We start from the raw sequence: 22,430 nt of genomic DNA, 5'->3' as shown, positions 1-22,430 counted from the left end.
TCCTTTTTTGTACGCGTTTGTTTGTGTTATGTTAATAGAAAATGAACAAGGAAACGTATAATGAAAAAATGGTTTTTAGCACTGACCCTTATGATTTCTTTTGCGAGCGGAGCAAAAGATTTTACTGAGGGCACGCATTATTCCAAATTGGATACTCCACAGCCTACAGCTTCACCAACCATCACAGAGTATTTCTCATTTTTTTGTGGTCACTGTTTCCGATTTTCAACATCTACAGCCCACACGTTAAAAAGTAATTTACCCGAGTCCATTAAATTTAGACAAGTCCATACATTTATCCCCAATCATGTGACTGAAGATTTAACGAAAGCTTATGTTTTAGCTGAGCGTTTAGGGAAAGAGAAACCTGTTGAATCTAAAATTTTTAATTCGATTCACGTAAAAAGAAAACGTCCAACCAGTGCAGATGATGTTGAAACGATGGTAATAGACGCAGGGGTAAGCCCTTCAAACTATAAAGAAGTCAATGCATTTACCATCAGAGCAACCGTTGCAAAGCAAGGTGCTGAGATAAAAAAGCTTGGCATAACTACTATTCCAGACTTAATTGTCAATGGCCGCTACCGTATTCACCGTCCATCGCTCAAATCTGATGACGAGTTAGTTGAATTAATTCAACACCTTGCAAGTAAATAACAATTAATGAGTGTAACACTGGAAACTTTTATACAATTTCTCTGTCCAATAAATGCAGACAATAAAGACACGTATGTCATGAGGTGTAACAATGAGAAGGTTTCCGGTTTACGCTCCTAAGTTAATTGCTAAGCACGTTCGAATTTTTGCTAGCGGAGCCATTTGGGTTAAAGATCTTGGTGTACTTCACTTTAAGCAAGGCCAACTGCTGATGCCACGATGGTGTCGCCCTAGAGTAAAGCAAGCGATCTCTGAAATGAATTCTTTGATCAGTTTGTCTAAAGAACCCGTTTTTTGCTCTTAATTTTCCCTCTTAAAAAAATTATGCAGCGATAATCGCTGCATAATAAAAAATAGAATTACTCGCTGATCTCATCATTAAGTAAACCAACTAGACCGTTTACTTTATCGTTCCAAGAATTTAAATCTTGTTTCAACTTTTCATTTTCAGTGTTCAATTCGGAGTTCGTTTGCTTTAACTCGTCAATTTCCATCTTTTGTAATTCAATGGCTTCTAATGCATTCTGGATTTTAGATTCCAGCTTCGATAATAATTCTAAACTCATGGAAATCCCTATAATTGCTGGGTGATGGCTAGATTTTAACAGTGGTTTAGAGTTGATTAACAGCGAAAAGTGCCCTTATTCGTAAAAAATTACACTTATCGCCACTGAAAGTAACTATTCGTAAGCATGAGCAGTGAAACATAAGCTCGACAACTCTGGTCTGTTTCACGGTATACTTAAACTGACATCAATGAATAATTTTCAAAATGAATGAATTACTGATACTTAGCCCACTGATTCTTACTCTTATTCTGGCGTTAACTCTGCGTAATACGCTCCTAGCATTAGGTCTAGGGACACTTTTTGGCGCTTTAGTACTCAATCATTTTATATTTTCATCAAGTTTTAATTATCTTTCTGAGCTACTCATTGAGCAGTTTTATGATAAACAACAGTGGCAAGCTTGGCATATTGATATCATCATAACCATGTTTATGCTTGGCATCATGACTAAAATGTTGTCGCAAAGTCATGCCGTTGAGTCTTTCTCGAATTGGCTACAGTTACGAATAAAAAACCAACGTCAGGCTAGAATAGGTGTTGTTTTTCTTGGCTGGTTTGTCTTTATTGATGGCTTGTTCAGTTGTTTAGCGGTCGGTAATGTTTGCCAACCATTGAGTGAAAAGTATCGTATATCCTCTTCTCGTTTAGCATACTTTGTCGATTCAAGTGCCTCGCCAGTAACCTCACTCATTCCTGTATCCAGCTGGGGACCTTTTGTTATTGCCCTGCTCGCAAGTTTATCCTTTTTACAGGGAAATCCGTTCAGTAATTTTATCGACATCGCTCAGATGAACTTTTATGCGATTATTACACTGCTGATTTCATTCTATGTGGCGTGGTCAGGCATTGGGTTTGATGATAAAAACCAAGATATTACGTTTGAACATTCTGAATCAGAAGCCAAAGGTTCCCCATGGTTATTGATCGTTCCAATTTTAAGCTTGTTAATTGGCTCAATCGTATTGATCGTGTGGTCAGGGTACCATGCATCAAACAGCCCACATTTCAGCGATTGGATTGCAAACGCAAACATCGGTGAAACCATGCGTAATGCAAGCCTATTTTCAGCACTGATTACATTTGCCCTTCTAATAAAAGATAAAGTCAAAGTTGCCGATTTACTCAAATCAAGTTGGATAGGTATTAAAACCATAAGCTTTGCCGTGACGATTTTAATTTTCACATGGCTTATCGGAGCGGTAATCAAAGAACTCCAAGTCGCAAAATTACTTGCGAGTTGGTCTGGATTGTATTTATCTAAGTATTATCTTCTTAGCGGGTTGTTTGGTTTATGTGCACTCATGGCATTTGCTACAGGTTCAAGCTGGGGTACGTTTGCCATTATGATCCCAATTGGCGGAGAAATTGCCCACATTATTGACCCTATGATGCTGATACCCGCACTCAGCGCGGTTATGGCAGGGTCTGTTTTTGGTGATCATTGCTCACCCATTTCAGATACTAGTGTGTTAAGTGCCACTAGCAGTGGCTGCGAACCTTTTCAACACGTCACCACACAACTACCATTTGCGTTAATTGGTGCATTCAGCGCCTTTATAGGCTTCCAACTGCTAAACTTCGAGGCACCTTATTGGCTTGCACTGTTTGCTGTCATTATCAGTGCTTACATCACTATTCGCTGGTGTTATCGACCGAATGCTGCTGTCTCATTTCAGAGTTGATTTTCCAAGCCAGTAATGCGGAAACTAATAAGCAACAACCGCACACTTTAAACAAGAGATAAAAGTCCATTGTTTGAGTGAAAATAAACACAACGCCATATCCCATTATGGCTTGTGTCGTTGCAAAAGATATCGTCATCCATCCCCAAACCTGTTTGTGATGAGCTCGACCTACAACATCGAGTGTAACCGCAGAGACTAATGAAACAACTCCAGAAGTTAGCCCACCAACAAATAACGAAGAAAGCATCAATGCCCATGTATCGGTTGAATATAATGGTAAAAACACAGCGACCGATTTACAAATAAAAGCGCCAATAAGCACCCTTTCTAAACCTACTTTATCCCCCAAGTAACCTGTTAAATAGGGCCCAACGATGGCTCCAACACCAAACATAACCCAATAAAACCCACCTTCCATGAAGCTCATATTGAGATCCTGAACGATAAAGTTTACCCAATAAATCGTGTGTGCTAGAAAACCAACGGCATCAAGTGCATAAGCGGCTAATAACATCACAACCACTTTTTTATGAGGACTGTTAGTTAATGTGTATGCTTCTTTTTTTGCATATTGATGTTCATAGCCATTATTTAATTGTTTAAGTGGAACCCAAAATCGCCACGAAAGTAATGTAAAAAATAGTGCAGCTGAACCTAAGCCTATCCATGCGGATGAAAGGCTAATGTTTAATAGGTGTGGGACAATATAGCCAGAAACGACAACACCGAGACCTATTCCAGAAAATATCGCACCACTTACCCTTGCTTTGTATTCTGGTGCAGTTCTATAAAAAATATAACCTGGAGCAATAATTGTGAGCCACGCACCTGCTATTCCGGCCCATAAACGACAAAAAACAAACCATGGATAATTAAACGGATTAAAACATCCAAAATAAACAATGGTAATGATCACCATCGACAACTTTATAGTGTTAGCTAAACCAAACTTTTCTGATAAACGATGAGCTGTAATTCCCCCGATTAAATATCCCAGTAGTGTTGACGAACCCAAGTAACCCGTTAATGCTTCGCTATACCAGTCATGACTCACCATTGCCGGAATTAACGGTACAAACGCAAAACGGCCTATTCCCAAACCAATGATTGTTGCACAAATGCCGCAAACACCCGCCCAATATATATTGCTGTATTTATTGTTGTTGTCTTCGTTCATACCCATCTGCCTTGAAGGACTGTGATTTAAGCATGGTTATAGTTGACCAAAAATCAAGCAACCCCCTTGTTAGCATCTATACTTTGTTTGAAGTAATTTAAAAGGATTTTCAAAATGCAAAAAGTTCGTTTTATTGGGCTTATAAGTTGTATTGCAGCTGCTGCCTTCATCACCGCTTGTCACGATAGTAACAGCGATAAAAAAAACGTCATCTCAGAAAAAAATACTAAATTCCTCTATACCAGCACCAATAGTAGTATTGCGAGTGAAGGTAATAAGGTCATTGGTTTTAAAATTGCTGAAGACGGCTCACTGACTGAATTCGATCACTTTCCAACAGGCGGTATTGGTGATGCTGATGATGGTGACTTCGATGCTCAGGGTGCAATGCGAGTGATCGGTGACAAATTGTTGGTGGTTAACGCTGGAGAATCTACGCCAGAGATTGACGACCGAGTCATAGCGGGAAATGGCTCTATCAGTGTATTTCAAATCGACGATATCACTGGCGATCTTGCTCGAATTGATCAACGCCCTGACGTTGACGGTGTGCACAATATGGATTCTTTTGGTCTCCGCCCAGTTACTTTAGATTCGCTCACTGTCGACGGAACCACTTGGGTGGTTGTGGGTAACCAAACAGACACTGAGCACTGCATTACACCAGCAGAAGTGAACCCGACTCTCGAAACCTGCTTAGGTCATGGTACAGAAAACCTCGGTGAATACTTTCAACGTGTTGCCTCTAAGAAAGCTTTCAGAAATATTTATCTGTTTAAGTTTGAGGGTGGCGTGTTAACTCCGGTGAAAAAGCTTGCTGACTACGATGCTAGAGTGAGCGGTCCAGCTCAAGTAGGGTTTAGCCATGACGGCACCAAATTAGCTGTCACGACTATTGGCATCGGCCATATCAACCAAGTTTCTGATAAGAATCTACAAACAGCTGCACGTACATATGTATACGATGTGACTGCGGATGGTGAAAGCTTCAGCATTAATAATGCTCGTTGGTTTGGAAATCAAAGTATTGCCGTTTCAGTAGGTTTTAGTTGGTCAAGTGATGACGAGTATATTTATGTATCTAATGCCATTCTTGCTGAAGGCTTTACAAATTACAGTTTGATGTCACTAGAAGTATCAAATACCGATACGGTATTCACGAGCGACGACAATTCCATCCCGTCAGGTGATGGTGGTATTTCAATTACACTAAATTCACAAGCTGACGACCGCCCAGCGGCATGTTGGACGTGGTTAACTCCAAAAGATGAATACTTATTTGGTGTCGCTTTCAGAACGAATTTAGTCCCGAGCTATCAAGTTGAAGGCGCTATGCTTTCTCGCATCCAAGAAGTGAAACGAAGGAACATTGATGTTCATGACTCAAAAGATATTTACGTGTCTGGAAATGGAAAAACATTGTATGTGCTCGGTGGTTTGCAAACACATACCGTTTCAATCTTTGATCTAGAAAGCGGCTTTTTAACAGAAAAAGTTGGCTCACCTCTGCAAGTTAAAGCTTCTATTAATCCTGACACAAATGAAAACAGGCCTAATACAGAGCACTTTTATTTAGGTATAGCTGGTTACCCAAATTACTACACTGGCTTTTAATTTCATGCCTACCCAAAGCCGTATTTATGCGGCTTTATTCTAAAGGAATTAATCATGGCATCGTTAGTATTTAAGCATGGCTTTTTAGCTTCTTTATTTGTGTTTATTATTGGCTGTAATACAGATTCAGACAATAAGCCAAACCCACCCATTCAGCCAGCAGGTGAGACCAAATTCTTATACATCAGCACCAATGATGTTGATGGTAACCAAGTGGTTGGTTTCAATATTGGTGATGACGGAGCATTAACGGAATTTGTCTCCCCTTTTGATACAGGCGGTTTCGGTGACGCTGATGATGGGGATTTTGATGCTCAAGGTGCAATACGTATCATCGATGACTACTTACTTGTTGTAAACCCAGGAGAAACGACTAACGACCCGAGCATTGTCGAAGGCAACGGGAGTATCAGTGTCTTTGCGATCGACCCTGATGATGGTCAGTTAACTCTTATTGATCAAAATGACACTATGTCAGGGATACAAAACATCGATTCCGGCGGTGTGCGTCCTGTCAGTTTGGATTTTACTACAATAAATGGCGAAACTTGGGTCGTCGTGGGCAATATGCAAGACGGTCCAATTTGTGTGAACCCATCACAAACGAATGATCTTGAAACCTGTACAGATCAGTATAATCGACCGCTCTCTGACTACCTTAACGATAATGCAGATCAACAACGTAGTGTTAATTTATTCCAATTCGACAGCGGAAAATTAACCTTTGTTAGCAATATAGATAATTACTCACCTGAAGTAAGTGGTTCTGCTCAAGTGAGTTTTAGTCCAGATAAAACCAAACTTGCTGTGACTACCTTAGGTATTGGTTATGACGCTTATGCATCACAAGAGTTACAACTCCAAACTCCAGCACATACCTTCATTTACGATATTTCAACAACAAGTAATGGGAACTTATCATTCAGCAACCGCCGTTATTTTGCCAACCCTAAAATCGCTTTTTCGATTGGTTTTAGCTGGTCGCCTGATAGCCGCTTTTTGTATGTGTCCAATGCCATATTACAAAGTAATGCGACTGAAGCAGAAATAATGACATTAGACACTCATGATACGCATAACGTATTCACTAGCGATAAACAGTCCATTCCAACTGCAACTGGACCAATATCGATGAATGAAGATGATGCAACTTGCTGGACATGGATTACGCAAAATGGGAAACGCTTATATGCAATTGCAGCGAACACCAACAAAATCGCAAGCTTTCAAGTTGGTAACGATGGTGCTCTAACCCTAGAGCATACGACTCATCGTCAACGTGCTTTTGAACCAGAGTCTACCGATGTTTTTGTCACGACTAACCAAAAAAACATGTACGTCGTTGCCAATGTTGGCAGTTTTTCTATTGCAATGTTTGATATTGATGCAAACGGTCAACCTTTAGAGAAATCTGAATCGCCTTTAGCAGTCAAGGCCTCAAGAGTCGATAATCAGGAACCTGATGCTACCAAAGAGTTTTACTTAGGTATTGCAGGCTATCCAAACTACTACACAGGTTTTTAAGTTTGAATAAGCCATTATACCGCAGCAATAATAACTTCGGTATAATGGTATAAATTTTGTAGCTAAGTTATTTATCTCGTGATTCAAGTATTTACTAAAATCCATATCTCAGCATTAGACCTCGAAAGCCTATGTGTCAGTGTTTGCGGCGCAAGCGCTCAACATAGTTATAGATTTTGTTTAATTAGGCCTATAAAGCGGGTGATAGAACATGCTTAAAATTTCTAATTCCATTACGCTTGCAAGTTGGGAGATAGAATTAAATGCCATTCGCGCTCAAGGTAGTGGGGGGCAGCGAGTTAATAAAGTCGCAACGGCTATTCACCTAAGGTTTGACATTAAAAGCTCATCATTGCCTTTATTTTATAAAGAAAGATTACTCAAGTTTTCAGACAGTCGTATTACTGATGATGGTGTCATTATCATTAAGTCACAATCTCACCGGACTCAAGAAATGAATAAGGAAGACGCTCTAAACCGTCTTAAAGAGCTTATTTTATCTGCAACTGTAATACAAAAAGCAAGAAGAGCAACTAAACCGACTAAAAGCTCACAACGAAAGCGAATGGATAGCAAAACAAAGAAAGGGCAAACGAAAGCTTTACGCCAAAATAAAATCAAGTTTTAACCAAGGTTTGATTCTCAATCAACAGCAGATTATGCTGTGCTGTATAGCTTGGTTAAAATGGAAGTGCAATGAAAAAAGTTTTACTGGTCAATGGACCAAATTTAAATCTGTTAGGCACCCGCGAACCGCAGCATTATGGCAATCAAACGTTAGCTTCAATTGTATCGTCTCTGACAGAGCAAGCACAATTAGCCAATATCCATTTAGACCATATTCAATCCAATTCTGAGCATGAGTTAATCAATGCTGTTCATCAAACTGACGCTGAATTCATTATCATCAACCCTGCTGCCTACACTCACACAAGTGTCGCATTACGCGATGCGTTAACTGGGGTGAAAATCCCATTTATTGAGGTCCACCTCTCTAATGTTCATGCTCGCGAATCATTCCGTCACCATTCTTACTTTTCAGATAAAGCAGTGGGTGTAATCTGTGGCTTGGGTGCAAAGGGTTATCATTATGCCCTAGACTTCGCAATTGAAGCATTGAACACCCCATGACTAAAGTTAGCGCCAACTAACTGGCAATTTGACTTGGGACCACAAATCTGAGCAAAGAGCTTCATGCTCTTGCCAGTCTCCTTTCTCAATCCATTTCACAAGGCTGTCTCCAACTTTTGGATACTTTACTGGTTCAGGAGATGACTTTTTTAACCAGCGATTTAAGCTATCCTCATCCAGCTTTTTCATAGCATCGGCCGCCGCAAGTAGCTCCAGTGCAGCCACATTAGAGAGTTGTTCAAACTGACCCAGTAAAGGCTTAACTAATATTTTCTTTCCTAAGGTTAATGCTTCACTTACCAGTTCAAAACCTGCATTGCATACTACACCACCACATGAGGCAAGGTTTTGTTTAAAGCCAACCCTGTCAAAGCCATGCCAGATGATATGTGAAGGTACCTCTATGCTTGGTTGTTCTGCGTGGTAGATTAAAAACTGGTAGTCATCAAACCTTGATAAAAACTTCACTATGGCGTTAGGTGCTTCAAATGGCAAATACACCAATACCTTATGATTATATTCAGCCTTTATTTCACCGACATCTACAAACGGTGGCAGAATGGGAAAACCAAAGTGATGCCAGTGGCAACCGAGTGCAATATCTACTGGTGCAAAATGATTTACGAAAATATCGTTAAACCAATTTTTTCCAACTTTAGGTACATTATGCTTCATAGCTGCTTGGTGACTAATGCTGATTGATTGAACGCCTTGACGCTTGGCTGCCCATGCGGAAATAGGTTCATAGTCATTTAATACAAGATCATAGTTATTAAGATCCAGTGAATCGATGTCTTTGAGAATGGAAGTAGAAAAGTTACGGGAAACTGTTTTGGAAACATCTATCCGCCCCGCTTTGGTTTCAAAGGTCATGCCTCGCATGACTTGATAATCACCAAATGGGGCCATATCGAAATAACCATCAGCTTTTCTACCGCTGAACATATAATCGACATGAATGTCAGATTTTTTAAGTGATTCAGCCATGACTCTTGCACGGCTTAAATGCCCATTCCCTGTACCTTGGACACCATAAAGAATTCGCATCTATCTTCCTTCTGCCCCAAGATAAAATGAACGGAAGCTTCATTTTTCTAGCGACAATTATCCGGCAACATAGGTGTTCGCTATCATGACTGATGAAACACCCAATATCGCGCCAGCAAAAACATCAGTTGGATAATGGACTGCAAGAGCGATGCGAGATAAACCAATTGCGATTGCCCAAACAAACCATACCAACCCAACTATTGGGAATACCATGAACACAGCACTGGCCATAACAACGGCACCTGCGGTATGTCCTGAAGGTAAACTAAATTTGTCTGAAGGTTCAAAGTCTGCACTCAGACCTTGAAAAGCATGGCAAGGACGAATACGTCGAATGCTATTTTTGAGTAATAAATACAACGGCATCTCAATAATAAAGCTCATCATTAATAAGTTGAATAGAGACTGGCCTTTAGGGTGAAGTAATAAACACGCCACTGAAAAAAGCGCATAGATATGCCCATCACCACTGGCTGATATCCGTCTCACTAATGAACTTAAACCCAGTAGACGAGTTTGACGGACAATCCAGTAGAAGCTACCTCTATCTAACTCATTTATGATCTTGAGCATTCGATTCACTCCACGCCTCAGACAAGGTAAATATAGTCAAGAGATATGACGCTTGGGTTAAATATCAACGAAAGATTTATGACAGCAAAAGGCCGTAATGAGCTACCCCATTACGGCCTTTTAAATTTTTTATTGTTTAAAGCTTAAGCAGCTGCTGGCTTTAATGCACCTTCACGATACATTTTTACTAAATAATAGATGTTGATGCACGCAATGAATGCATTCATGCCCGCTACAGGCCAAGCTTCGATTAACGCACCATAGCTAGAGAACAATGCACAACCAATAAAGTTCAAAACACGTAGCTTAACGATGTCTTTCATCATTAACGAAATAGCTACCATCACTGATGCTAGATAACCTAGGATTTCTACGTAGTTTAATGATTCCATCTTACACCTCATAGCTGCTCATTATCTTCCCAGAGCTGAACGGGGGATCCTTGCCCCTAGAGCTTTCTTTAAATTTAATAACTCGATTGGGTATATGCTAACAAAGGCAGCCAAAAGCACGTAATAAAAAAACGTAAATAAATGACACTCGTCATATTTAAAATATTTTTTGCGAACAAGTAGACAAAATTTAACCAATGTTATTTGCTTGTTAATGCTTTTTTGAGGTAAGGCTTAAAGAAAGCGTAAATCTTCTTGAGATCAATCAAAATTTTGTAGAATTCGGCGATGAGATTTCTGCATTTTGATGACTTTTGTGTTTATACTGGGTCGAAAGCAATTAAGCGAGTACTCGTGGGAGAGAAATATGGAATACAACACTTCAGAGCTTTGCGACATGTACTTAGACGTTGTTGATGTTGTCGAGCCAATGTTCAGCAACTTTGGCGGCTGTAGTTCATTTGGTGGCTCCATTGTAACCATTAAGTGTTTCGAGGATAACGGACTTATCTCAAGCATGTTAGCTGAAGATGGTGCCGGTAAAGTTCTACTTGTTGATGGCGGGGGCTCTCTACGCCGTGCATTACTTGATGCAAACCTTGCCGAAGTTGCATCCAATAATAATTGGGAAGGCATTGTCATTTATGGTTCCGTGCGTGATGTAGATACATTAGATGAACTGGATATTGGGATTCAAGCCTTAGCTTCCATTCCTATTGGCGCAGAAAGCCATGAAGTGGGTGAGACTGATTTACCCGTCAATTTTGGTGGTGTAACTTTCTTACCTGGTGATCATATCTACGCCGACAACACAGGCATAATCCTCTCACCAGAACCTCTCGATATTGAATAATAAACATAACAATAAAAAAGCTGACCTTATGTCAGCTTTTTTATTTGTTACCTCTCAGCCATTGAATAAAGAATAAAAAAAGCGCTCTTTTCTTGGTAAATAGTAATTATCATAATTCAATGACATCACCACAGACTTAGCACTACCAATAATTTCACTTCGTGGTACAAAACCAATGACTCTAGAGTCTGCACTGTGATCTCGGTTATCACCTAACGCTAGGTAATACCCCTCAGGTACAGTAACCTCTCTAAAACTCGCTAAAGATGACGGCGTTTTAGACAAGCGTACTTGATGCTTCAGACCAAGTAAGTTTTCAATTTTATCGCTCGACACTGCATTGCTCGAAATATTCTGGTAATCAAGCTGATCACCATTGATGGTGAGTTGGTTATGGCTTAACACGACTCTGTCACCTGGTACACCAATCACTCTTTTGATTAATCGATTATCAGCCACCTTTGAATCAAAAACGATAATATCACCACGTACAGGATTTGAAACTTTATAGAGTGAGATGTGAGTGAAAGGCACTCGTACATCGTAGGCCATTTTGTTGGTATAAATTCGATCACCTTCAAGAATTGTGGGCTTCATGGAGCCTGTTGGAACCGTATACCAATCCGCGACAGCACTACGAAACACACTCATCAAAACTAAAAACAGCAATAGTGATTTATTGTCTTTTAATGATCTGATTAACCAACGTTTCATAAAGTTCCTTCTCACTCACAGTCAAAATAATTTTTTTATACTGCGTAAGTAGACGACATTCTCTTAGTAAGGTTCACATTCAAATGTAACTTAATATTTATATGAGAGTTTCAAACCGACCACTTCGATACATTCCCATGATGAACCCCGTACTGCCGCCTATCACACCCGTACACCACCCTATTAAGCATCCTATTTTTTCTTTTCTAAGCTGCTTTTCGATTTGAGTTAACGATAAGCCTGATTGGTTTTGTATCCTTGCTGCGTTAGTTCGATAAAGCACAGAGACAAAACGATTAATACCAAAAATCACCACAAGATATGCCAAACATGGGAGTAACCACCCTTCACTAACGGCATAACTCGCCACCAGCAAAAATGTACTGAACGCTAAAAATAGATTTTGCGCTTTTCTATTTTTGTTAAGCAAAGCAATATCTTCTGGATTATCAAACTTAGCAATGGCTTTTTTAGCCACAGTATTACTGACAAAAATCGCAATTAACCCTCCAACAAACGCACCGCCCAATACTGATACTATTTTTAATAACCAATGGCTTTGTGATGATGCAGCTGCAAAACCAATGCTCGCTGCTGCCGTTGGAGAAGCGGTCATCGCAGCAACGGCAATGCTTGACGAAATACCTATCGGCACCGATGACAAAATCAATTTGCCATATTGAGAAAGTACCCTCTCTTTTAAATGCTCTCTGACTCGCTGCAAACGCTTACGTACCAATGATTCACTGATCTCCAATAATTCGGCTACAACTTTAGTACTTTGATCTTCTCGATAATACAACACCACAATCTCTCGACTTTCATCTGTTAATTGCTCAAGTAAATGGCTAATCAAATGGCTTTGTTGCTCTTTTATCAATGACAGATCATGGTCATGACTATCGTCGCAAACTTGATTAAGCATCTCATCGATATTCTCAGCGTCTAACTTACTGCGATCAACCATACCTAAATCACGTATATGATTGATGGCAGTGTACCTTGTTAATTGCCTGACCCATGGCAAAATGCTGCTGTTGCTCTTAAGTTCATCAATCTTCTGCCACACTTTAATAAAGACTTGTTGAGTTACATCCTCGCTATACGCTACATCTCTGGTAATGGCTAAAGCAATTGAGTTAACAGTATTTGTGAGCTCCTTGACCAATATTGGAAACGCTTTTCTATCCCCAGATTTGATGCGCTCAACTATAGGTTCAAGTTGCAACATTATAAGCCCTCTACAAAATCTGAAATTTGTGCTTGTAACCACTGAGGCTCATCCCACATTAGAAAATGCTTACCTTGAGTATTCATAGTTAATTGAGCCTGTGCTTGTTTAACTATTTGCCCTTTATAAAGAATCTCCATGGCTTGTTTGTCCTTGTCTAAATCAAACCCACCAGAAGCTCCTAACAGTAAATAAGGAACGGTCAGCTTCGATAAATCTGGTCGTAAATCTGTCGTCATAACACTGTACATTGCACTGGCTGCGGTTTGAGGATCGGATTGTTTTGCCATTTCCAGCAACTCTGACACCTTTCCTTGTTGTTTAGTTTGAATATGCACAGACTGCATTGTCATCATCACCATCTTATCTGGTGTCGCAGTTTGATACATGGTCTTGATAAACTCGGCTTGCCGACTCAGATCACTCACTTGGGTCGCATTGCTTCGGCTGAACACAGGGCCAATAAATGGCAATCCATCTACCGATAGTACCCCTGCAATTGTGACGTCCTGATGTAGGGCAATATCTAAAGCCAATAATCCACCCATGCTGTGGCCTACAATACTGATATTTTTTAATTGATTTATAGTGATGTAGTTTGAAATATCACTCTTAGCCGCCTCGTAGATATTTGCAGATTGATTACACTTTGGTGTTTCACCAAATCCTGCAATACTGATAATGTGCACGCGATGTTGAGTCGCCAACTTTGCTGCAATGGGTTGCCAGACTCGTTTATCGCTGATAAACCCTGGAATCAAAACAATATTACTTTCTTTATTAGTCCCTAAAGAATCCACTTTTATGCATGGTTCATTGGCATTTGTGAAAGCGCTCACGAGTACAAAAGATAAAACGATAACTTGATTAATAACGTTCATTAGTTTTCCTTAACTGATTAATGCTTTTAAATGCGTTATTAACTAAGTCACGGCCAGTGAATCATGTGTGACAAATTAATTTAATTTTTTAGAAAAATTAAAAAGCGATATGTTTCAAGCTACATTATTGAGCTTCAGCGTTATAAATACGTTTTAAACCAATTCACAATTTCTTGTTGTTGTTTGTCTCTATTCTTAGAGAAGTGGTGATTATCTTCAGGGTAAACCACTAATTTATGTGGGATCTTGTGTGTAGTTAATGCTGCGGCCAGTTTCACTGAATGTTCGACAGAAACTCGTTTATCTTTAGCACCATGAATCAGAAGTACAGGCACATCTTTAGGCAGTTGATGAACCCATTGAATCGTTGAACGTTTCTCTAACTCTTGAAGTTTATTAACAAAATAGTTTGGAATTCGATGTTTATATACGTTTTCCATAGCAGGACGAATTTCCAGTCCTCGAACTAAATCATAATTTCCCGATGAGGCTGCAACGGCTTTGACGTTACTCACTTCTTTCAAGGCTAAAAAGGTTTGCATTCCGCCACGACTGCCGCCGAACATTCCTATGCGCTCAGCATCCGCCCCTTCGATATTTTGAACCAACTTAAGCAACTCAATGACATCATTGACGTCCTTACCACCAAATTCATCAAGGTTGTCTTCTTTCGTTAGTGAGCCTCTATATTGACTGCCAACGATCACAAAGCCTTGCTCTGCGATGGGAAATAAACCTCTCATCATATTGGCGAAAATCATCGTTCCGTACCCCCCATTTCCACCGCGGTTATAAACCAGTACTGGATACTTTTTATCTGTCACCTTAGGCTTAATCACAAAGCCGGCAACATCGATACCGTCAACTTCATAGCTAATATTTTGACAAACGAGATGCTTTTTATAGTGATCGTATTTTTCTTTACCAAAAATCCTATCAAACCCTTTCATCACCCTGCCGAGCTTGTCTTTGTCACCTTTGAGCTTTTTATTGTTCTTTTTTTCAATAAATCCGTACCAAGCCTCATAACTTGAAAATATGGAACGAAAACAGTCTTGTTGAACTGTGACTCGCTCATTATTAATGATATTAGTAGCTTGGATCGCAAAGCTGGATAGAGCTAACGATAAAATGACGAGACTTTTTTTCACAATAATTCCCTGTGTTTGATGGCAACAAGTGCTGACGTACCCTGATTCAATCGAATGAATAAAATCCTACAATAGCAATTAAGATATTGATTTAAAAGCTAACAAACTGGCAAAATACCGAGTATAAAAACGACTTCTAAGGATAGAATTATGACGCTGCTGAATAGGCTGTTTTTGTTTGCTCTTTGCGGATTAATGAGTATTTCTTGTTTTGCAGTATCTAAAAAAGAAATTCCTACTGCCCTCAAGCCCTGGCAATCTTGGGTACTGACACACGATAAAGAGTTGCAATGCCCATTCATTAATCGTTCTTCCTACTCCGATCCCCAAAACCACATTTGTGCTTGGCCCAGTGAACTTAGTATTAATGCTTCAGACGTAAATGCTAAGTTTCAACAGACGTGGCAAGTGATGGTTGATACTCTGGTTCCATTACCCGGTGATAAACAACATTGGCCGACCTCTGTAACGGTTAATGGTAAGGATTGGCCGATAATTAATCATGAAAGTAAGCCTCATATTCAATTGAATCCTGGTCGTCATCAAATTGTAGGCAAACTAAATTGGCCTCAGTTACCTAAAGTGTTATCGCTTGCGAAGTCTACCCACATAGTCAAACTCAAGGTCGATAACGATGAGATTGCTTTCCCGAAAATCGAACGACACCAGCTTTGGTTTGATCAGCAAGCTGAACCGACATCAGGGCAAGATTTAGAAACATTAGAAGTGGTAAGAAAAATCAGCGACGGCGAACTTTTGAAACTTGAAACACTCGTTTACCTCGATATTTCAGGTAAAGCTCGAGAAGTGAATTTTGGTCAAGTTTTGCCACAGGGGTTTGAATTAGCAGGTATCACTTCTGCCCTCGATGCTTTTATGAATGCTAAAGGTGAGCTTTATGCATTAGTGAAACCCGGCGATTGGTCGATCAAAATCGTAAGTTATGCGCAGCCTACAACATTATCCTGGCAGCGACCTTCCCCATCGACCATTTGGCCTAAACAGGAAATATGGGCATTAAAAGCCGATGAAAAGCTGCGTACAGGAAAACTTGAAGGCGCAAATCTCACCGACAATAGCCAGGCCGATATGCCAAGTTCTTGGGAAAAACTCCCGAGTTATTTAGTCACCGAAAACACAAAGCTAAATTATGTTATTCAACACCGAGGGAGCCCAGCTCACCTTGAAAACCAGTTAACACTAAAACGGCAATTATGGTTAGCTTTTGACGAGCAAACGTTCACGTTCAGTGACGCAATCACTGGCAGCATGAGAAGTGACTGGCGGATGGATATGTCGGAACCTTATGTACTGAATTCTGCAAAAGATAATGACGGTCCAATACTCGTAACCCAATTTGATAAACATACGGGCATCGAAACTCGTTACCCTAAAGTGAATATTCAAGCGCAAGGGCAACTCACAAAAAATTCGATGATTCCTGTCACTGGTTGGCAAGATAATTTTGATACCGTCAATATCAAACTTCATTTACCACCAGCAACGATGTTATTGGCTGCCTTTGGTGTTGATCATGCCAGTGGCAGCTGGTTAGGCAAATGGACGATTTGGGTGAGCTTTTTAGTACTGATTTGTACGGTCATGACTTGGAAAGTCATTGGAAAACCAGAAGCTATGGTCACTTTTGTGCTGTTATTACTCATATTCCATGATCAAGCAGCACCGATTGTATCAGTCATCAACTTTATCATTGCTTCAGCAATCTATCGTTTCCAGCCTTTTGAGAAGCTGCAATCTATCAGCCGCAATTACTGGATATTAAGTTCTGCGATCGTATTTTTATCTTTACTGTATTTCAGTGCAATACAGCTTAAATCGACGATTTATCCACAAATCACCCATGCGCATAATGTGAAATTGCAACAGGTATCATCGCTAACAAGCCATGCAATAAAACAAACGCAGTCTGAGCAATACACTAAAGAAAGACGCAACGCCGCAGCTTTAAAGACCCGTCCTATGGCCGACAGTGTAGAAAGAATTCAAGTAACAGGAAGCCATATCAAACAAGTCGATATGCTCGGGCGATATCAAGCTGACACTCAAATTCAAGCCGGAACAGGGATGCCAAATTGGCGATGGCAACAACATACGATCAACTGGCAAAGCAATGTGGCTAATGGGCAGACTTTCAATCTGTATATTTTATCAGGCTACAGTTACCTTGCAGTTAAATTAGCTGGGATAATTATGGCTCTACTTTGGCTTGCGGTTGTGCTTCGAAAGGAGTCTCTACTCTTCGTTGAAAAGCTAAAGAATCAAACGCAACTTAAAACTTCTGAAGCTAACTCAATTTTCGCAATTGTATTATCAGCGGGTTTATTGTCATTGACGCCAACCACCTCAGAAGCTCAAGACCTTCCCGAAAAGTGGATGTTAGATGAATTACATGCCAAGCTCGTCCAAGCTCCAGATTGTGCACCACGTTGCGCTTCAATTAACTATTTACAGGTCGAGACGTATAAACAGCAATTAACGGTAACACTTGAAGTTCATGCGACACATGACTCTGCGGTTGCGATCCCAAGTTCGCCATTTTGGTTTGTTCAACGTGTAGATATCAATGGACAAAGCTCGAATTTGTTAATCAGAAAGCACGATAAGACTTACTTACCCATAAAACCCGGCATCACTGAAGTTAAATTAATTGGAACCATTGCTGCAATGGAAACGTTCCAACTTAGATTTATTGATAAGCCATTGAATATTAAAGTTATTAAAGGCGACAACTGGCAAGTTGTTGGCACTCTAGAAAACCGTTTAACGAGTAACACGCTTGAATTTACTGCGGTTTCACCAAAACAACATCAATCTCAGCAGTCTCGCTATGCCGTTAAACCTTTAGTTAAAGTTCATAGACGTTTATTGCTGGATAATGAATGGTCTGTCTATACCAGTATCGAGCGAGTAGCGCCAACTACTGGAGCGATAAATCTCTCTGTGCCGCTACTTGCAACTGAGCGAGTATTTTCTGATAAAGTTAACGTTGAGCATCATCAAATAAAGATAAATATTCCTGCAGGTTCAAACCGTATAGCTTGGCGTTCAAAAATTAGTAGAAGTAATGAAATCAAACTCAGTGCCAAAGCCAATTCTGGCTTTGTAGAGCATTGGTCTTTTATCATAACACCAACTTATCACGCTGCTTTTACTGGTTTACCCAATGTCATCGAGCAGCAAGACAACAGTGACTACTATCAATATCACTTTTATCCTCTACCCGATGAAACCTTGACCGTTGCAACAGAACGACCTCAAGCCGTAAAGGGAGGAACGCTCGCTATCGACTCGGTGAAGCAAGTATTAGATCAAGGTCTACGCAGTAGCACCTTAACTCTCGACTTTGCTTACCGAAGTACACAAGGTGGTGAACATACGATTGCTTTACCCCAAGATTTCGAGCTTAAACAGGTCGAGCATGATAATAAGTTGATCAATATTCAAACTGAGCAAGGCAAGCTTACTTTGCCTATATCACCTAAAGAACATCGTTATCGCATAATTTTACGATCATCAGCATCGATTAGTCCGTGGTTAACATCGCCTGAAGTCAATTTGAATGCCCCAATCAGTAACATTGAAACACACTTAAATATCGGAACAGGCCGATGGATCCTATGGGCTGATGGCCCAACACTTGGCCCTGCTGTTTTGTATTGGGGGGAGTTGTTAACATTTATTTTAGTCGCTCTCGTACTGACTCGAATACCATTCTCACCACTATCTACTGTGGCATGGTTAATTCTCGGCTTAGGGTTAAGTCTAAATAATTGGGGGTTCTTAATTTTACTTTTCGTCTGGTTTGCGGCCTTGTCTGCTAGCCAATACCGTCCACAAACGTTATCTCGCTCTTGGTTTAATCTCAGTCAGTTGTTGCTATTTGGCTTAAGTGCCATTGTTATACTCAATTTAATTGCCATTATTCCACTCAGTTTGCTTGGTTCTCCAAACATGGGCATCATGCCGTATGCTGGCAGCTATCAACCTCTATCTTGGTTTTTGGATAAATCGGCTGGCGAATTGCCACAGATTCAGATCATTTCTATTTCAAACATTTGGTACAAACTGATCATGCTGATGTGGGTGTTGTGGCTATGCTTTTCTTGCCTCAACTGGATTAAGTGGGCTTGGCATAAATTGGGCGCTCAAGGTTTTTGGAAATCGCCAGAGAAAAAAGTTCTTAAACCAAAAACACCCAGCAACGATAAAAGCTGATAAACACGATACTGATGTTGGCGCTTCAATTGTTGGCGCCAAGCATCATTTTACAACACTACGCTTCTAAAAATTGAGAAAATGCCTGCTGCACGAACTCAGCGTAATATTCAATTTCCTCAGTAGAAGTAATCTTATTATCCAAACTTAACAACGAACGTTTGTGGGATAAATTTCTGAAAAATTCATAACTCTTAACCAATTTATTCACTAGCTTAGATTCAATCATTTCATGATCTGAAAGCGTTGATAAGATATTGATATTATCTGTCCATTGCGTCACTTCTGGATTATGGTTGGCATAGGCCAACACCAGATACTGCGACAAAAATTCAATATCGACAATCCCACCTGAGCTGTGTTTTAAATCGAATTCACCAGCCTTGGCCGTTAACAAATGTTCAGTCATTTTGGCTCGCATCTCACGCACATCCGTCACCAAGGCTTTTAAATGCCTGACTTTGGTTAATATCTGATGTCGTATGTCAATGAACTCTTGACCTAAGCCCGCATCACCATACACTTTTCTTGCACGTACTAACGATTGTTGCTCCCAAGTTTTCGCTTGTTGTTGATATCGCCCAAAACTCTCAATTTCACTCACAAGTAAGCCGGAAGCACCTGATGGTCTGAGACGCATATCCACTTCATACAATTCTCCTGAGTTAGTTCGAGTCGAAAACAAATGTATGATTCGCTGCGCTAACTTGATATAAAAACGATTGCAGTCGATGGGTTTATTGCCATCTGTCTGTGCAAAATCGTCTTTATTGCCATGCAAGAACACCAGATCCAAATCTGAGCCATAGCCAAGTTCTTTTCCTCCGAGTTTGCCATAACCAATAACTGCAAAGCCCTTTTCATTATTCTTTAGGTAACTTGGCTTACCATGTCTTGCAGTGATCTGTTGCCAAGCTTGATTCACCACTTGCCCAATTATCGCTTCAGCTAAACACGTTAAGTGATCGCTGACCTCAGTAATTGGCAAAACACCGGTAATGTCTGCCGCAGCAATTTTTAATTGTTGTGTGAGTTTAAATTGACGCATGGCTTCCATTTGCTGCTCCATGTCGTCCTCTGGAACTCGCAAACTGTATTGATGCGCTTCGCTGGTATAATCTTCAAAGTCAGTGGTGTTATAAAGTTGAACGGGATCAATCAATTCATCAAGTAACATTGGGAAATGCGCTAATTGCTCTGCAATCCATGGACTAGCAGCACAAAGACGGACGAGTTGTTGGCGAGCCCCCGGGTTTTCATAAAGCAATTCAAGATAAGTGGTGCGACACACAATTTGCTCGAGTACCTTACCTACAGGCTTCAACACAAAAGTGGGATCAATGTGCTCGGCCACTTCGGCAATGATAAATGGCATCAGTTTATCGAGTTTATCTTGCCCTTTCGGCCCAATAGGGCGCTTAAGCACTTCACTGCGCCACTTATAAAGCACGGAAACAAATTCAGATTGTTTTTGGTGTTGATTAATCCAGACAAACTCGCCTACATCAGACTGCGCCTCATCCCATAGGTGTTCAGCCCAAGTAATATGATCCTCTTCTTCTTGCTCACCACCAATTGACAGCTTGAATAACGCATTGACTGACTTCATTACCTGCTGAATTCGTTCTCTTAACTTGGTTTCATTATCCATTTGCATTGACCAACAAATACGTTGCCAGTCTAATTCATCCTCAGGTAAGGTTTGGGTTTGCTTGTCATCAATCGCTTGTAATAAATTTTCGAGCTTTCTTAAAAAGGTATAATTGTTCCTAAGCTCTACCACATCGTTATAGTCCATCAAGCCCTGATGAAAGATGCTTTCCATAGACGCATAGATACTCTGCTGGCGAAGGTTCGCTTGTCGTCCACCATGGATCAGTTGATAGTGTTGCACAATAAACTCAATCTCACGAATACCACCTGCACCCAATTTAATGTTATTGATCAGATTACGTCGTCTCACCTCTTGAGAAATCATGTTCTTCATCTTACGCAACGAATCAATCGTGGTGTAATCAATATAGCGACGATAGTTAAACGGTCGTAATAGCTTGATAATTTCTGTTCGCTCAGAACAATGAGGGCCAAGAATCCGCCCTTTTACCATGGCATAACGTTCCCATTCACGTCCCTGATCTTGATAGTAATGCTCAAGTGCGTTGTAACTGAAGACTAATGGACCGCTATCGCCATAAGGTCGTAACCGCATATCAACTCGATAGACAAACCCATCAACGGTGACTTGATCTAACAGCGCAATCAATTTTTGTCCCATCTTTGTAAAAAACTGTTGATTATCGAGCTCTTTTCGACCGCCCTGAGTGTAACCTGCTTCCGGGTAAGCAAAAATCAAATCAACATCTGAAGAAAAGTTCAGCTCTCCACCACCGAGTTTTCCCATGCCAAGAACCACGAGTTTTTGTGTGTCGCCATCTGAGTTAACTGGCGTGCCGTAGCGTTTGCAAAGCAGATCAAATAGCCAGTCTCTGGTTACTAAAATTGTTACTTCCGCTAATGTAGAAAGATCCACTAACGATTGCTGCACATCACCGACATTTAAAAAGTCCCGCCAAGCAATAGAAATCATATGGCGATTACGAAAATCTCGTAGCACCTTTTTGGCCTGCTCAATATCAGTAATTTCAGATAATTTTTTTTGTAAGATGCCTCGATAAAATAGACAACGATCATCTTCTAAAACTTCATCCACAATGGCCGGTATCCAGTGTGGATGCCGAGACAACTGGCCATACACGAAATCACTTAGGCCTAATACGACTTCAAGCTGATATCGCTGCTCAGTAGAAAAAGAAGCAAGCACATCAGGCGCTTTTTGGCTTAGTTCATCAAAACGAACGGCTGCAAGTTGCTTTACATCTTTTGATAAAGGCTTGTTTGCGTTAACTTCAGAGGTCATAATCTTTGGTAACACCTTTTATTCGACATATTATGTCATTGGTGATATATCTATCTTTTGATCCTAATGGTCAAT

General features: G+C 40.3%; 19 protein-coding genes. 9 read left to right on the top strand and 10 right to left on the bottom strand.

Annotation, left to right across the window (positions count from 1 at the left end; all coding sequences use genetic code 11):
• Positions 1 to 60 precede the first annotated feature (60 nt).
• Positions 61 to 657 (top strand): thiol:disulfide interchange protein DsbA/DsbL, encoded by a 597-nt coding sequence (locus AC1EU2_RS18305; protein ID WP_480299721.1) that lies wholly within the window; start codon positions 61 to 63, stop codon positions 655 to 657.
• Between the two features lie 91 nt (positions 658 to 748).
• Positions 749 to 961, top strand: a complete 213-nt coding sequence (locus AC1EU2_RS18300; protein ID WP_204998432.1) for a DUF1107 family protein — start codon at positions 749 to 751, stop codon at positions 959 to 961.
• 55 nt (positions 962 to 1,016) lie between these two features.
• Here the strand turns inward: AC1EU2_RS18300 and AC1EU2_RS18295 are convergent, their stop codons facing one another.
• Positions 1,017 to 1,223, bottom strand: coding sequence for a cell division protein ZapB (locus tag AC1EU2_RS18295; RefSeq protein WP_480299720.1), 207 nt, complete (start codon positions 1,221 to 1,223; stop codon positions 1,017 to 1,019).
• 206 nt (positions 1,224 to 1,429) lie between these two features.
• On the opposite strand from AC1EU2_RS18295, the gene AC1EU2_RS18290 reads away from it, so the two are divergent.
• A complete protein-coding gene (locus AC1EU2_RS18290; RefSeq protein WP_480299719.1) occupies positions 1,430 to 2,908 on the top strand; it encodes a Na+/H+ antiporter NhaC family protein in 1,479 nt (492 codons plus the stop codon).
• On the opposite strand, the gene AC1EU2_RS18285 is transcribed toward AC1EU2_RS18290, so the two are convergent.
• Positions 2,859 to 4,088 (bottom strand): YbfB/YjiJ family MFS transporter, encoded by a 1,230-nt coding sequence (locus AC1EU2_RS18285; protein ID WP_480299718.1) that lies wholly within the window; start codon positions 4,086 to 4,088, stop codon positions 2,859 to 2,861. The genes AC1EU2_RS18290 and AC1EU2_RS18285 overlap by 50 nt on opposite strands.
• A gap of 114 nt (positions 4,089 to 4,202) precedes the next feature.
• Between AC1EU2_RS18285 and AC1EU2_RS18280 the strand changes: the two genes are divergently transcribed.
• The 4 genes from AC1EU2_RS18280 to aroQ all read left to right on the top strand — a co-directional run bounded on the left by AC1EU2_RS18280 (position 4,203) and on the right by aroQ (position 8,357).
• Positions 4,203 to 5,702 (top strand): hypothetical protein, encoded by a 1,500-nt coding sequence (locus tag AC1EU2_RS18280; protein WP_480299717.1) that lies wholly within the window; start codon positions 4,203 to 4,205, stop codon positions 5,700 to 5,702.
• Between the two features lie 54 nt (positions 5,703 to 5,756).
• Positions 5,757 to 7,226 carry a beta-propeller fold lactonase family protein gene (locus AC1EU2_RS18275; protein ID WP_480299716.1) on the top strand — a complete coding sequence of 490 codons (1,470 nt, stop codon included), beginning with the start codon at positions 5,757 to 5,759 and terminating at the stop codon, positions 7,224 to 7,226.
• 211 nt (positions 7,227 to 7,437) lie between these two features.
• Positions 7,438 to 7,854 carry an alternative ribosome rescue aminoacyl-tRNA hydrolase ArfB gene (gene arfB, locus AC1EU2_RS18270; RefSeq protein ID WP_480299715.1) on the top strand — a complete coding sequence of 139 codons (417 nt, stop codon included), beginning with the start codon at positions 7,438 to 7,440 and terminating at the stop codon, positions 7,852 to 7,854.
• Between the two features lie 68 nt (positions 7,855 to 7,922).
• Positions 7,923 to 8,357 carry a type II 3-dehydroquinate dehydratase gene (gene aroQ / locus AC1EU2_RS18265; RefSeq protein ID WP_480299714.1) on the top strand — a complete coding sequence of 145 codons (435 nt, stop codon included), beginning with the start codon at positions 7,923 to 7,925 and terminating at the stop codon, positions 8,355 to 8,357.
• A gap of 6 nt (positions 8,358 to 8,363) precedes the next feature.
• On the opposite strand, the gene AC1EU2_RS18260 is transcribed toward aroQ, so the two are convergent.
• From AC1EU2_RS18260 to AC1EU2_RS18250, 3 genes are all read right to left on the bottom strand, one after another.
• Positions 8,364 to 9,404 (bottom strand): MJ1255/VC2487 family glycosyltransferase, encoded by a 1,041-nt coding sequence (locus AC1EU2_RS18260; protein WP_480299713.1) that lies wholly within the window; start codon positions 9,402 to 9,404, stop codon positions 8,364 to 8,366.
• A gap of 57 nt (positions 9,405 to 9,461) precedes the next feature.
• Complete coding sequence (locus AC1EU2_RS18255) at positions 9,462 to 9,980, bottom strand: phosphatase PAP2 family protein (protein WP_480299712.1); 519 nt, start codon at positions 9,978 to 9,980, stop codon at positions 9,462 to 9,464.
• A gap of 143 nt (positions 9,981 to 10,123) precedes the next feature.
• Positions 10,124 to 10,372, bottom strand: a complete 249-nt coding sequence (locus AC1EU2_RS18250; RefSeq protein ID WP_480299711.1) for a YgjV family protein — start codon at positions 10,370 to 10,372, stop codon at positions 10,124 to 10,126.
• Between the two features lie 367 nt (positions 10,373 to 10,739).
• Here AC1EU2_RS18250 and rraA point away from each other — a divergent pair, with 367 nt between their 5' ends.
• Positions 10,740 to 11,225, top strand: a complete 486-nt coding sequence (gene rraA, locus AC1EU2_RS18245; protein WP_480299710.1) for a ribonuclease E activity regulator RraA — start codon at positions 10,740 to 10,742, stop codon at positions 11,223 to 11,225.
• Between the two features lie 54 nt (positions 11,226 to 11,279).
• Here rraA and lepB read toward each other — a convergent pair whose 3' ends face one another.
• The 4 genes from lepB to AC1EU2_RS18225 all read right to left on the bottom strand — a co-directional run bounded on the left by lepB (position 11,280) and on the right by AC1EU2_RS18225 (position 15,202).
• A complete protein-coding gene (lepB, locus tag AC1EU2_RS18240; protein ID WP_480299709.1) occupies positions 11,280 to 11,939 on the bottom strand; it encodes a signal peptidase I in 660 nt (219 codons plus the stop codon).
• A gap of 97 nt (positions 11,940 to 12,036) precedes the next feature.
• Positions 12,037 to 13,170 (bottom strand): RNA polymerase sigma factor, encoded by a 1,134-nt coding sequence (locus AC1EU2_RS18235; RefSeq protein WP_480299708.1) that lies wholly within the window; start codon positions 13,168 to 13,170, stop codon positions 12,037 to 12,039.
• The gene (locus AC1EU2_RS18230) at positions 13,170 to 14,051 is read right to left on the bottom strand and encodes an alpha/beta fold hydrolase (RefSeq protein WP_480299707.1); all 882 of its coding nucleotides are present in this window, start codon (positions 14,049 to 14,051) and stop codon (positions 13,170 to 13,172) included. Before AC1EU2_RS18230 ends, AC1EU2_RS18235 begins: the two co-directional genes overlap by 1 nt.
• Positions 14,052 to 14,191: 140 nt before the next feature.
• Complete coding sequence (locus AC1EU2_RS18225; protein WP_480299706.1) at positions 14,192 to 15,202, bottom strand: alpha/beta hydrolase family protein; 1,011 nt, start codon at positions 15,200 to 15,202, stop codon at positions 14,192 to 14,194.
• 150 nt (positions 15,203 to 15,352) lie between these two features.
• Between AC1EU2_RS18225 and AC1EU2_RS18220 the strand changes: the two genes are divergently transcribed.
• Entirely contained in the window at positions 15,353 to 19,438 is a 4,086-nt protein-coding gene (locus tag AC1EU2_RS18220; protein WP_480299705.1) for a hypothetical protein, read from the top strand.
• Positions 19,439 to 19,496: 58 nt separating this feature from the next.
• Here AC1EU2_RS18220 and glnE read toward each other — a convergent pair whose 3' ends face one another.
• Entirely contained in the window at positions 19,497 to 22,355 is a 2,859-nt protein-coding gene (glnE, locus tag AC1EU2_RS18215; protein ID WP_480299704.1) for a bifunctional [glutamate--ammonia ligase]-adenylyl-L-tyrosine phosphorylase/[glutamate--ammonia-ligase] adenylyltransferase, read from the bottom strand.
• Positions 22,356 to 22,430: the final 75 nt, after the last annotated feature.

It is taken from the genome of Parashewanella sp. 2304DJ23-3 (assembly GCF_056591695.1).
Note: the sequence above shows the minus strand (reverse complement) of the source record. Positions and strands in the feature narration are given on the sequence as shown.

Excerpts from the sequence above, each read along its gene's own strand:
- AC1EU2_RS18305 (WP_480299721.1), top strand. The coding sequence starts at position 61 with ATGAAAAAATGGTTTTTAGCACTGACCCTTATGATTTCTTTTGCGAGC.
- AC1EU2_RS18300 (WP_204998432.1), top strand. The coding sequence starts at position 749 with ATGAGAAGGTTTCCGGTTTACGCTCCTAAGTTAATTGCTAAGCACGTT.
- AC1EU2_RS18295 (WP_480299720.1), bottom strand. The coding sequence starts at position 1,223 with ATGAGTTTAGAATTATTATCGAAGCTGGAATCTAAAATCCAGAATGCA.
- AC1EU2_RS18290 (WP_480299719.1), top strand. The coding sequence starts at position 1,430 with ATGAATGAATTACTGATACTTAGCCCACTGATTCTTACTCTTATTCTG.
- AC1EU2_RS18285 (WP_480299718.1), bottom strand. The coding sequence starts at position 4,088 with ATGAACGAAGACAACAACAATAAATACAGCAATATATATTGGGCGGGT.
- AC1EU2_RS18280 (WP_480299717.1), top strand. The coding sequence starts at position 4,203 with ATGCAAAAAGTTCGTTTTATTGGGCTTATAAGTTGTATTGCAGCTGCT.
- AC1EU2_RS18275 (WP_480299716.1), top strand. The coding sequence starts at position 5,757 with ATGGCATCGTTAGTATTTAAGCATGGCTTTTTAGCTTCTTTATTTGTG.
- arfB (WP_480299715.1), top strand. The coding sequence starts at position 7,438 with ATGCTTAAAATTTCTAATTCCATTACGCTTGCAAGTTGGGAGATAGAA.
- aroQ (WP_480299714.1), top strand. The coding sequence starts at position 7,923 with ATGAAAAAAGTTTTACTGGTCAATGGACCAAATTTAAATCTGTTAGGC.
- AC1EU2_RS18260 (WP_480299713.1), bottom strand. The coding sequence starts at position 9,404 with ATGCGAATTCTTTATGGTGTCCAAGGTACAGGGAATGGGCATTTAAGC.
- AC1EU2_RS18255 (WP_480299712.1), bottom strand. The coding sequence starts at position 9,980 with ATGCTCAAGATCATAAATGAGTTAGATAGAGGTAGCTTCTACTGGATT.
- AC1EU2_RS18250 (WP_480299711.1), bottom strand. The coding sequence starts at position 10,372 with ATGGAATCATTAAACTACGTAGAAATCCTAGGTTATCTAGCATCAGTG.
- rraA (WP_480299710.1), top strand. The coding sequence starts at position 10,740 with ATGGAATACAACACTTCAGAGCTTTGCGACATGTACTTAGACGTTGTT.
- lepB (WP_480299709.1), bottom strand. The coding sequence starts at position 11,939 with ATGAAACGTTGGTTAATCAGATCATTAAAAGACAATAAATCACTATTG.
- AC1EU2_RS18235 (WP_480299708.1), bottom strand. The coding sequence starts at position 13,170 with ATGTTGCAACTTGAACCTATAGTTGAGCGCATCAAATCTGGGGATAGA.
- AC1EU2_RS18230 (WP_480299707.1), bottom strand. The coding sequence starts at position 14,051 with ATGAACGTTATTAATCAAGTTATCGTTTTATCTTTTGTACTCGTGAGC.
- AC1EU2_RS18220 (WP_480299705.1), top strand. The coding sequence starts at position 15,353 with ATGACGCTGCTGAATAGGCTGTTTTTGTTTGCTCTTTGCGGATTAATG.
- glnE (WP_480299704.1), bottom strand. The coding sequence starts at position 22,355 with ATGACCTCTGAAGTTAACGCAAACAAGCCTTTATCAAAAGATGTAAAG.